At 74.5% G+C, this 12,350-nt stretch carries 5 protein-coding genes (1 of these 5 only partly in view); all 5 read left to right on the plus strand.

Features of this window, described 5'->3' with window-relative positions:
• On the plus strand, window positions 1-8,667 hold the final stretch of the coding sequence (locus tag ACF09J_RS11685) for an SDR family NAD(P)-dependent oxidoreductase (RefSeq protein ID WP_392305216.1). The gene continues 24,054 nt to the left of window position 1, outside the view; only the last 8,667 of its 32,721 coding nucleotides appear in the window; the start codon falls outside the window, past its left edge; the stop codon is at window positions 8,665-8,667.
• 126 nt (window positions 8,668-8,793) lie between these two features.
• Complete coding sequence (locus ACF09J_RS11690) at window positions 8,794-9,555, plus strand: thioesterase II family protein (RefSeq protein ID WP_392305217.1); 762 nt, start codon at window positions 8,794-8,796, stop codon at window positions 9,553-9,555.
• Between the two features lie 115 nt (window positions 9,556-9,670).
• Window positions 9,671-10,894, plus strand: coding sequence for a hypothetical protein (locus tag ACF09J_RS11695; protein WP_392305218.1), 1,224 nt, complete (start codon window positions 9,671-9,673; stop codon window positions 10,892-10,894).
• 5 nt (window positions 10,895-10,899) lie between these two features.
• On the plus strand, window positions 10,900-11,604 hold the full coding sequence (locus ACF09J_RS11700) for a hypothetical protein (protein ID WP_392305415.1): 705 nt from the start codon (window positions 10,900-10,902) through the stop codon (window positions 11,602-11,604).
• Window positions 11,601-12,260 (plus strand): RES family NAD+ phosphorylase, encoded by a 660-nt coding sequence (locus ACF09J_RS11705; RefSeq protein ID WP_392305219.1) that lies wholly within the window; start codon window positions 11,601-11,603, stop codon window positions 12,258-12,260. The genes ACF09J_RS11700 and ACF09J_RS11705 overlap by 4 nt, the downstream gene beginning before the upstream one ends.
• Window positions 12,261-12,350: the final 90 nt, after the last annotated feature.

Raw genomic sequence — 12,350 nt, forward strand, 5'->3', positions numbered from 1 at the left:
GCGGAGGGCCGCAAGGCGACGATGCTTCGGGTGTCGCACGCGTTCCACTCGCCGCTGATGGACCCGATGCTGGACGAGTTCCGCACGGTGGCCGAGGGACTGTCCTTCGCCGCCCCGGAGGTTCCGGTGGTGTCGAACCTGACCGGTTCCCTCGCCGCCGCCGAGGAGTTGTGCTCGCCCGAGTACTGGGTCCGTCACGTCCGCGAGGCAGTCCGCTTCGCTGACGGAGTGGCCACGCTCGAAGAGCAGGGTGTGACCACGTTCCTGGAACTGGGTCCGGACGGAGTGCTCTCCGCGATGGCGCAGGAGTCGCTGACCGGCGAAGAGGCCGTCACCGTCCCGGTCCTGCGCAAGGACCGCGACGAGGAGGCCACCGCGGTCGCCGCGCTCGCCCGTCTGCACACCGGGGGACTGCGGGTCGACTGGTCGGCCCTGTTCGCCGGTACCGGCGCGCGCCGCGCGGAACTGCCGACGTACGCCTTCCAGCACCAGTGGTTCTGGCCCGCCGCACCGCTCGGCGGCGGTGACGTCCGTGCCGCCGGTCTCGGCTCCGCCGAGCACCCGCTGCTCGGCGCCGCGGTCGAACTCGCCGCGGGTGAGGGTGTGCTGTTCACCGGCCGGCTGGCACTGCACTCGCACCCCTGGCTCGCCGACCACGCCGTCGAGGGCACCGTCCTGCTGCCGGGCACGGCCCTGCTGGAGATGGTGATCCGCGCCGGCGACGAGGTCGGCAGCGACCGGGTCGAGGAACTGACCATCACCGCGCCGCTGGTCCTGCCGGAGCGGGGCGCCGTCCAGGTCCAGGTCGCCGTCGAGGCGCCCGACGCCGCCGGACGCCGCGTCGTGGGCGTGTACGCACGTTCCGAGGGCACCGGCGACACCGCCTGGTCGCAGCACGCCACCGGTGTGCTGGCCCCCGCCGGCAGTGGTCCTGCCCCCGCCGCCCTCGACACGACCGTGTGGCCGCCCGAGGGCGCCGAGGCCGTCGACGCCGACGGGTGCTACGAGGAGTTCGCCGAGGCCGGATTCGCGTACGGACCCGTCTTCCAGGGTCTGCGCGCGGCCTGGCGCCGCGGCGACGAGTGGTTCGCCGAGGTGGCTCTGCCGGAGGGCACCGAGAACACGGCCGCGGGCTTCGGTCTGCACCCGGCCCTGTTCGACTCCGCGCTGCACGCCCTGCTGCTGACCCCGGCCGCCGACGGCGGCACGGCCGGACTGCCGTTCTCCTGGACGGACGTCTCGCTGCTCGCCTCCGGCGCCACCGTGCTCCGCGTCCGGCTGACGCCGACCGGCGACCGGACGCTGTCCCTCACCGCCGTGGACCCGTCCGGCACACCGGTCGTCTCGGTGGGCTCCCTGGTCACCCGGAGCGTCACCGGACTCGACACCACGGGCGCCGACACGCTGCCGCGCGACGCGCTCTTCGGCGTCGAGTGGACACCGGTCCAGGCATCCGGGTCGGCCCCCGCGACCGTCGCGCTCCTCGACACGGACGGCGACCCGCTCGGACTCGCCGCCGCGCTCACCGGCGCCGGCGCGACCGTGCGTACCTGCACGGACGTCGCCGACCTGGTCGCCGCGACGGTCGCCGCCGACCGGCCCGCGCCGGACGTGGTCGTCCTCGGCGTCGCCTCGCACGACGACGAGCCGGCCTCCGGCGCGGCACACCGGCTCACCGCCCACGCGCTGGACACCGTCCAGAGCCGGCTGTCCGACGACCGGCTCGCGGGCGCCCGCCTCGTCCTCGTGACGCGTGGCGTGGCCGACGTCCGGGACGTCGGCGCCGCGGCCGTCCACGGTCTGGTCCGCTCGGCCCAGACCGAGAACCCCGGCGCCCTCGGCCTCGTCGACCTGGACGGGACCCCCGAGTCCGCCGCCGCCCTCGCCGCGGCGCTCGGCTCCGCCGAACCGCAGCTCGCGCTGCGCGCCGGCCGGCCGCACGCCGCCCGGCTCACCCGCACGGCCCGTCCCGCCGACACTGCCGCGCCCACCGCGTGGCAGGCCGACGGCACGGTCCTGATCACCGGTGGCACCGGCGGCCTCGGCGCCCAGTTCGCCCGGCACCTCGTCGACGCCTACGGGGTCCGCAACCTGCTGCTGGTCAGCAGGCGCGGCGGTGACGCCCCCGGCACCACGGAACTCGTCGCCGAACTCATCGCCCACGGTGCCGACGTGACGGTCCAGGCCTGCGACGTCGCCGACCCGGACGCCGTGACCGCCCTGGTCGCAGGGATCCCGGCGGAACACCCGCTCACCGCGGTCGTGCACACGGCGGGCGTCCTCGACGACGGCGTCGTCGGCTCCCTCACCGGGGAGCGGCTCGCCCGGGTGCTGCGCCCGAAGGCGGACGCGGCCTGGAACCTGCACGAGGCCACCCGCGGCCTGGACCTGGACGCGTTCGTCGTGTTCTCGTCCGTGGCGGGCGTCCTCGGCGGTGCGGGTCAGGCCAACTACGCGGCCGGCAACGCCTTCCTGGACGCGCTCATGGAGCACCGCCGGGCGGCCGGCCTGCCGGGTCTGTCGCTGGCCTGGGGCCCCTGGGACCAGGCGGGCGGCATGACGGAAACCCTCTCGGACGCCGAGGCCGAACGGCTGGCGCGGGCCGGGATGCCGCCCCTCGCGGCCGAGCAGGGCTTCGCCCTCTTCGACGCGGCGCTCGCGGCCGGCACCGGCACAGAGGACACCACCGGCACCGCCCTGGTCGTCCCGGTCCGGCTCGACCTGGCGGCGCTCGCCGCGCGGGGCGAGGTGCCCGCCGTGCTCCGCGGTCTCGTCCGGACCCGCACCCGGCGCACGGTCGCGGGCGGAACCGTCACCGCCGACGGGCTCGTGGCACGCCTGACCGCGCTCACGGCCGAGGAACGCCGGGAGGCGCTCCTCGACCTGGTCCGCACCCAGGCGGCCCTGGTCCTCGGCCACGCCGACGCCGCGTCGGTGGACGCCGCGGCCCAGTTCCGGGACGTCGGATTCGACTCGCTCACCGCGGTCGAACTCCGCAACCGGCTGAGCGCGGCCACCGGACTCCGCCTGACCGCGACGCTGGTCTTCGACTACCCGAACGCGGCCACGCTCGCGAACCACCTGCACGACGAACTCTTCGGCGCCGAGACCCAGTCGGCCCTCCCGGTCAAGCCGCTGCCGACCACGACCGACGACCCGATCGTCATCGTGGGCATGGCCTGCCGCTACCCGGGCGGCGTCGCCTCGCCCGAGGACCTGTGGCGACTGGTCCTCGAAGGCACGGACGCCATCACCGAGTTCCCCACCAACCGCGGCTGGGACATCGAGTCGGTCTACGACCCGGACCCCGAGCACCTCGGCACGTCGTACACCCGTTCCGGCGGATTCCTGCGGAACGCGGGGGAGTTCGACCCCGGCTTCTTCGGGATGAGCCCGCGTGAGGCGCTGGCCACCGACTCGCAGCAGCGGTTGCTCCTTGAGGCGTCGTGGGAGGCGATCGAGCGGGCCGGGATCGACCCGGTCGGTCTGCGGGGCAGCGCGACCGGTGTGTTCGCCGGTGTGATGTACAGCGACTACGGCTCCATCCTCGGCGGCAAGGAGTTCGAGGGCCTCCAGGGCCAGGGCAGCGCGGGCAGCGTCGCCTCCGGCCGGGTCTCGTACACCTTCGGCTTCGAGGGTCCCGCGGTCACGGTCGACACCGCGTGCTCGTCCTCCCTGGTGGCGATGCACCTCGCGGCGCAGGCACTGCGGGCGGGCGAGTGCTCGCTCGCCCTGGCCGGCGGCGTGACGGTCATCTCCACCCCGGGCACCTTCGTCGAGTTCTCCCGCCAGCGGGGTCTGTCGCCCGACGGACGGTGCAAGGCGTTCTCGGACTCGGCCGACGGTGTCGGCTGGTCCGAGGGTGTCGGCATGCTGGTCCTTGAGCGGCAGTCGGACGCGATTCGCAACGGTCACGAGATCCTCGCGGTCGTCCGGGGCTCGGCCGTCAACCAGGACGGCGCCTCCAACGGTCTGACCGCCCCCAACGGCCCGTCGCAGCAGCGGGTGATCCGGCAGGCGCTCGCCAGCGGCGGGCTGTCGGCGGGTGACGTGGATGTCGTCGAGGCGCACGGTACGGGGACGACGCTGGGTGACCCGATCGAGGCGCAGGCGCTCCTTGCCACCTACGGTCGTGACCGTGATCCGGAGCAGCCGCTGCTGCTGGGTTCGGTGAAGTCGAACATCGGTCACACGCAGGCCGCGGCCGGTGTCGCCGGTGTCATCAAGATGGTCATGGCGATGCGGCACGGCGTGCTCCCGCAGACCTTGCACGTGGACGCGCCGTCGTCCCACGTGGATTGGACGGAAGGCGCGGTCGAGCTGCTCACCGAGCAGACGGAGTGGCCGGAGACGGACCGGGTGCGTCGTGCCGGTGTGTCGTCCTTCGGCATCAGCGGTACGAACGCGCACGTCATCCTGGAGCAGCCGGCGAAGGTGATCCAGGGAACAGTGATTGCTGCCTCGGCGCCGGAGGCGGACGTGGTGGAGCCCGTGGTGGTCCCGTGGGTGCTGTCCGCCAAGTCGCCGGAAGCGCTGCGCGACCAGGCCGCCCGCCTGCTCGCCGCGGTCACCGAGAAGCCGGCACCGCGTCCGGTCGACGTGGCCCACTCGCTGCTCGCCACCCGCTCGCTGTTCGCCCACCGCGCGGTGGTGCTCGCCGGTGAGCCCGAGGAGACGGTCCGGGCCCTTACCGCCCTGGCGGCGGGCGCGACCGATCCGACGGCGGTGTCGGGCACGGTGGCGTCCGGCCGCTCGGCGGCGTTGTTCTCGGGTCAGGGTTCGCAGCGGTTGGGGATGGGTCGTGGGCTGTACGGCCGGTTCCCGGTGTTCGCGGAGGCGCTGGATGCCGTACTGGCGGTGCTCGATGGTGAGTTGGGGGGTTCGCTGCGGGAGGTGATGTGGGGTGAGGACGCCGGTCTGCTGAACGAGACGGGTTGGACTCAGCCCGCGCTTTTCGCGGTTGAGGTGGCTCTCTACCGGCTGGTGGAGTCGTGGGGTGTGAGGCCGGACTTCGTGGCCGGCCACTCGATCGGTGAGGTCGCCGCCGCGCATGTGGCCGGGGTGTTCTCGTTGGAGGACGCCGCCCGCCTGGTGGCGGCCCGTGGTCGTCTGATGCAGGCGCTGCCTGCTGGTGGTGCGATGGTCGCGGTGCAGGCCACGGAGGACGAGGTCGTCCCGTACCTCAGCGACGAGGTGTCGATCGCCGCACTCAACGGACCGACGTCCGTGGTCGTTTCGGGTGTTGAAGGTGCCGTACTGGAGGTCGCGGCACGCTTCGAGGTGGAGGGCCGCAAGGCGACGACGCTTCGGGTGTCGCACGCGTTCCACTCGCCGCTGATGGATCCGATGCTGGACGAGTTCCGCACGGTGGCCGAGGGACTGTCCTTCGCCGCCCCGGTGATTCCGGTGGTGTCGAACCTGACGGGTTCCCTGGCCACGGCCGAGGAGTTGTGCTCGCCGGAGTACTGGGTGCGTCACGTCCGTGAGGCGGTCCGCTTCGCTGACGGGGTGGCCACGCTCGAAGAGCAGGGTGTGACGACCTTCCTGGAACTGGGCCCGGACGGAGTGCTCTCCGCGATGGCGCAGGAGACGCTGACCAGCGACGAGACCGTCACGATCCCGGTCCTGCGCAAGGACCGCGACGAGGAGACGACCGCCCTGCTGGGCCGGGCCGGTCTCTACACGCGGGGGATCGGGGGAGGCTGGCAGGACCTGCTGGCCGGTACCGGCGCCACCCGCGTCGACCTGCCGACGTACGCCTTCCAGCACCAGTGGTACTGGCCGACCGGCCGGGCCGCCGCCACCGGTGACGTCCGTGCCGCCGGCCTCGGCTCCGCCGAGCACCCGCTGCTCGGTGCCGCCGTGGAACTCGCGGCCGGGCAGGGCGTGTTGTTCACCGGCCGGCTGTCGCTGACCTCGCACCCGTGGCTGGCCGACCATGTCGTCATGGGCGCCGTCCTGCTGCCGGGTACCGCCCTGCTGGAGATGGCGGTCCGTGCCGGTGACGAGGTCGGCTGCGACCGGGTCGAGGAACTGACCCTCGCCGCGCCGCTGGTCCTGCCCGAGCGGGGCGCGCTTCAGGTGCAGGTCGCCGTCGCCGTGCCGGACGACTCCGGCCGGCGCGTCGTCGGGGTGTACTCGCGCCCCGAAGGCGCCGACGAGTCGGCGTGGACGCAGCACGCAGCCGGTGTCCTGGCGCCCGGCGCCACCGCACCGGACCAGGGCCTCGGCACCGAGGTCTGGCCGCCGCGGGACGCCGAGTCGCTGGACACCGAGGACTGCTACCGGGGCTTCGCCGAGGCCGGATTCGCGTACGGACCGCTGTTCCAGGGTCTGCGCGCGGCCTGGCGCCGTGGCGAGGAACTCTTCGCAGAGGTCGTCCTGCCCGAGCAAGTCAGCGGCGAGGCGGCCGAGTTCGGTCTGCACCCGGCGCTCCTCGACTCCGCGCTGCACGCCACCATGCTGGCCGCCACCGGCGGCGACGAGGGCGACGGTGGAGGTGCCCTGCCGTTCTCGTGGGAGGGCGTCGCGCTGCACGCCTCCGGCGCCTCGGCGCTGCGGGTGCGCCTGGCCCCCGCGGGCGACAACGCGCTGTCGGTGAACGCGGTGGACCCGACCGGTGCGCCGGTGGTCACCGTCGACCGGCTCCTGACCCGCACCGTCACCGGTGACCAGCTCAAGTCCGCGGGCGAGGACCAGAACACGCTGTTCGGCGTCGACTGGATGCCGGTGGCCGACATCGGGGCCGATCGGCCCGCGTCGGTCGTGGTCCTCGGGGCCGACCCGTTCGGCCTCGCCGACGCGCTCACGGGTACCGGCCTCACGGCCGTCACGGCGGCCGACCTCACCGCGCTGACGGCCTCGTCCGAGGCCGCCGTACCGGACACGGTGCTCGTCCCGGTCGCCGGATCCCCGGCCGACGGGGAGGACCTGCCCGGCGCGGTCCGGGAGGCCACCGCGCGGGTGCTCGCGCTCGTGCAGCAGTGGACCGGCGAGGAGGCGCTCGCGGCCTCGCGGTTGGTGTTCGTCACCCGCGGCGCGGTCGCCGTGGACGGCGGCGGGACCGCGGACCTCGCGGCCTCCGCGGTCTGGGGCCTGGTGCGGTCGGCGCAGACGGAGAACCCCGGCTGCTTCGGCCTGCTCGACCTCGATCCGGCCGCGGCGGAGCCGTCCGCCCGGCTCGTCGAGGCCCTGACGGCCGGCGCCGAGGAACCGCAGCTCGCACTGCGCGGTACCGAGGTCGTGGCCGCCCGCCTCGCCCGGCTCGGCACCGGCGCCGCACAGCCGGAGCCCGCCTCCGGTACCGTGGCGGACGGCACATCCGGCACGTTCCGGACCACCGGGACCGTCCTGGTCACCGGCGGCACCGGCGGGCTCGGCCGGCTCCTCGCCCGGCACCTGGTGGCCAGGCACGGCGTACGGAGCCTGCTCCTCGCCAGCCGCAGCGGCCTGGAGGCGGACGGCGCGAGCAAGCTCGTCGCCGAACTCGAGGAGATGGGCGCCGAGGTCACCGTGCGGGCGTGCGACGTCGCCGACCGGAAGGCCGTGGCCGCCCTGGTCGCGTCGGCACCGAAAGCCCGTCCGCTGTCGGCGGTGATCCACACGGCCGGTGTGCTCGACGACGGTGTGGTCGGCTCGCTGACGCCGGAGCGCCTCGCCACGGTGCTGCGGCCCAAGGCGGACGCGGTGTGGCACCTGCACGAGGCGACCCGCGGCCTGGACCTGGACGCGTTCGTCGTCTACTCCTCCGTGGCCGGTGTGTTCGGCGGTGCCGGTCAGGCCAACTACGCGGCGGCCAACACGTTCCTGGACGCCCTGATGGCGCGGCGCCGCGCCGACGGACTGCCCGGCGTGTCCCTCGCGTGGGGCCCGTGGGAGCAGGACAGCGGCATGACGGGCACCCTCTCGGACACCGAGGCCGACCGCCTGGCGCGGTCCGGGATGCCGCCGCTGACGGTCGAGCAGGGCCACGCCCTGTTCGACGCGGTGGTCGCGGGCGACCGGGCGCTGGCGCTGCCGGTCCGGCTGGACCTCGCCGCGCTGCGGGCCCGCGGCGAGGTGCACGCGCTGCTGCGCGGCCTGATCCGGGTGCCCGCGCGGCGGGCCGCGGCCCAGGGCGCGGTGCCGTCCGCGGACACGCTCACCCGGCAGCTCGCCGGGCTGGGCGCGCAGGAGCAGGAGGAGACGCTGCTCAAGCTGGTGCGCGGGCAGGCGGCGACGGTGCTCGGACACCGGGACGGGGCGGCGATCGGCGCGGAGCGTCAGTTCCAGGAGCTGGGCTTCGACTCGCTGACCGCGGTCGAGTTCCGCAACCGCCTCAACGCGGCCACCGGACTGCGGCTGCCCGCCACGCTGCTGTTCGACTACCCGACGCCGGCCGACGTGGTCCGGTACGTGCGCGGACAGCTCGTCACCGACGGTCCCGCGGGCGCCGGTTCGGTGCTCTCGGCGCTCGACGCGCTGGAGAAGGCGATCGCCGGACTCAGCCTCGACGACGCGGACGAGCACCGTCGGGTGACCGGCCGGATCGAGGTCCTCAGGACCAAGTGGGCCGAGCTGGGCCGCACGGACGCGTCCGGCGACGACTCCTCGAAGGAAGAGGACCTGGACGAGGCGTCCGACGAGGACATGTTCGCGCTCCTCGACGACGAACTCGGCCTCAACTGACCGAGCCCGCGGACCGCTTCGGCGGCCCGCGGGCCCCCGCCGCGGGCTGCCCGTACCCGCCGAGAACGCCCGCAAGCCACACCGCCGGCACCGTGGTGCCGGCGCTCACGAAAGGTCCAGGAAAGCGTGACAACCCCTACGTCCACCGAGGAGAGCCTGTGGGCCCGGAGCTTCCACCCGGCCCCCTCCCGCTCCACCCAGCTCTTCTGCTTCCCGCACGCGGGCGGCTCGGCGTCCTTCTACTTCCCCGTGTCCGCCCAGCTGTCCTCCGTTGCCGAGGTGTTCGCGGTGCAGTACCCGGGGCGGCAGGACCGGCGCAAGGAGGTCTCGCCCACGGACATCGCCACCCTCGCCGACCAGCTCTACGACGCCCTCGGCCCCTCCCTCAAGGCACGGCCGACCACGTTCTTCGGGCACAGCATGGGCGCCACCCTGGCCTTCGAGGTGGCCCGCCGCCTCGAGGCCGACGGCGGCGAGCTCGTCCGGCTGTTCGCGTCCGGGCGGCGCGCGCCGTCGACCGTCCGCGACGAGAAGGTGCACCGGCTCTCCGACGAGGGCATCGTGCGGGAGCTGAAGCTCCTCGCCGGCACGGACACCGCGCTGCTCGGCGACGAGGAGATCCTGCGCATGATCCTCCCCGCCATCCGCAGCGACTACGAGGCGATCGAGACCTACCGGTGCGCCCCCGACGTCACCGTCCGCGCCCCGATCACCGTCCTCACGGGCGACAGCGACCCCAAGACGTCGATGGCCGAGGCCGAGGCGTGGCGCGGCCACACGACCGGCGACTTCGACCTCCAGGTCTACCCCGGCGGCCACTTCTACCTGACGGCGGAGGCCCCCGCCGTCATCGCCTCACTCAGGAAGCACCTGACCGGACGGAGTTAGGCGGCCGGAGCCCCGTCCGCGCCCCGGATCCGACCCGTTCGCGCCCGGCCCGTGCGCTGCAATGGAGGACGGAACGGGATTGTGGGAGTCCTGACGGTGCGGCATGCTGATCGGCATGCCGCCGCCGCAGCACTCGTACGCGCCCGACCACGGAGCGGTCCTCGCGGAGGTGCGGAAGGTGCGGCGAGCCGGAGTCGTCCGACTGCGTGATCTCGACGTGCCGGTGCTCGCCGGGGTCGCCCGTGAACTTCCGCGGGAAGGCGGCGGGTTGCAGGGGGGCCCGGTCGAGAAGGTACTGCGGCTCGCCGTCTCCCGGCTGGGCGGGGGCAGCTTGCAGACCGCCGCCGAGTACAGCCTCGGTCTCGCCCAGGGCACCCGGGACTGGCCGTCCGCCGACCGGCGCAGACGGGCCGCCCAGGTGTACGGGGTGAGCGTGGAGCGCTTCCGCAAGTACCACGAACTCATGGTGCTGGGGCAGGTCGCGGAGGAGATCGTGCGGGCCGCCGGGCGCCCCGAGCCGCTCCCCGCCGTCCCGGCCCCGTACGACCCCGTCCGGGCCGCCCACCGGGTCCTGGGCGTCCGGACGCGCCACCGCACCGTCCCCGTCACCGTGCACGTCCACTCCGTCGACCTGCTGCGCGACATCGACGTCGTCCTCTCCCCGTCGAACACGTACTTCGCCCTGCCCGCGCCCTACAAGTCGTCCGTCTCCGCGACCCTGCGCCGGGCGGGGGCGCGCCGGGACCCCGCCGGGGGACTCGTCGAGGACCGGATCCACGACGAGCTGGGGGAGTGGACCGCCCGGCACGGGGCCGCCGGCCGGGCGGTCCTGCCGGGCACCGTCGCCGCCACCTCCGCGGGCGCGCTCGACGCGCAGGGCGTCCGGCGCCTCTACCACGTGGCCGTGGCCGTGCCCCGCCCCGAGAGCAACGACTACGACGTGCAGCCCGCCGACATCACCAGAGGAGTGGCGCGGGTCTTCGCCCTGCTCGCCGAGGAGGCCGGGCGGTACGATCCTCCGCTGCGCTCCGTCTGCCTGCCGCTGTTCGGCGCCGGGCGCGGCGGACTCACCCCGCTCGAGAGCTTCGCGGCCCTGTGGCCCGCGGTCGAGGCCGAACTCGTCCGCGGCGCCGACTGGGACATCCACTTCGTCGTACGGCGCCACGCCGTCGCCGACCTCCTGGAACGGCTGCTGGGGGGACTCGCGGAACGGGAGGGGGACGCGCGCGAGCACGAGAAGCGCACCGGACACGAGAAGCGCACCGGGCCCGAGAGGCGCGCGGAGCCCGGAGAGCGCGTGGCGTACGAGAAGGCCGACGTGGACGGGGAGGGGCGTTGAATCCGGTGGATGCCGCGGGTCCGGTGGGGCCGGGAGATCCGTACGTCGTTCTCGCCGCGGCCGCGGCGGGCTGGGACCGGGTCGCGGGGCGCCTCGGCGAGGACACCCGTGCCCGGCTGGCCGCACTGCTCGCCGTCGTACGCGACCCGGAGCGTGAGGCGCCCGTCCGCGCGGCCGCCGCGGACGAGGCCGCGGGACTGCTGAGGGAACGGTTGCCGGAGGAGTTCGGGACCGCCGCGCAGGCGCGGCTCGTCACGGTCCCCGCCGCCCCCGGCGGCCGGCCGACGGTGCAGGGCTTCGCGCCCGAGGACCTGGCCGTGCTGCTGATCGACGGGCACCGCATGGTCGGGCCGGTCCTCGGCCCGGTACGCGAACGCCTCCTCGCGGAACCGGCCCTGGACGCCGGGACGGTCCTGCGGCACGGCGGCGACCCCCACGCGCCCGACCTGATCCGGCTGCCGGGCCCGGGCGGGCGCCTGCGGCTGCCGAGCTTCCAGTTCGCCGAGGACACCCTGCCCTGGCTGGTCGTCCTGGAGGTCAACGCGCTGCTGGCCGCCGACCGCGACCCGTGGGGCGCCGCGGACTGGTGGCTGTCGGCCAACTCCTGGCTGGGCACCAGCCCCGCCCGGCTGCTCGGCACAGCGCGCGACCGTCAACTCGTCGACACAGCACGGTTCCTGATGGAGGACGCATGGACGGAGAGTGAGTGACGGTGCCCAACTACCGGCCGCCCGAGGCGCTGACCGGCACCCCCGGCAAGGTGACACTGGCCCGCGGCACCCTGCTGTACCGCGTCCACGGATCCCACCGCGCCGCCGCCGGCTTCAATCCCCGGCCTGCCCACTGCCTCTACGGGGGCGGTCGGTTCGACGGCACCTCCTGCGATCCGTACGGCTATCTGTACGCGGGCCTCAGCGCGGCGGCCGCCGTGTGCGAGACGCTGCTGCGCTCGCTGCCGTTCGACCCCTCGGGCGGGCCCCGGCTGCTGCCGCGCCGCGCGGTCGAGGGACGCCGGCTCAGCATGCTGCGGCTCACCGCCGATCTGTGCGTCCTTCCGCTGATGACCGCGCAGGACCTGGCAGCCGTTCACCAGGACAGCTGGCTGGTGCACACCGAGGCGCACGAGTACCCGTACACCCGCGACTGGGCGCACTGGATCCGCCGCCACACCGAACCGTGGGCGCAGGGCCTCGTGTGGTCGTCCAAGCGGGAGCCCGGGGACCGGACGGTGGTGCTGTTCGGCGACCGCAGCCCGGCCGGGTCGCTGCGCGCGGACGAGACGGACGCCGTGGACTTCGACACGGCCGAAGGGCGGGAGTGGCTCGACTCCGTCCTCGAGCCGTACTACGTGCGCCTCGCGCCCTGACGTCCGCCCCGGCCCCGCCGGGCGCGCCCCTCGGCCCGGCCCTTTGGAACTCATTTCCCCGCAGAGCCCACAGACCCTGAGAGTCCGCAC

Origin of the sequence: Streptomyces sp. NPDC014889 (genome assembly GCF_043081205.1) — a bacterium.
Classification (GTDB): domain Bacteria; phylum Actinomycetota; class Actinomycetes; order Streptomycetales; family Streptomycetaceae; genus Streptomyces.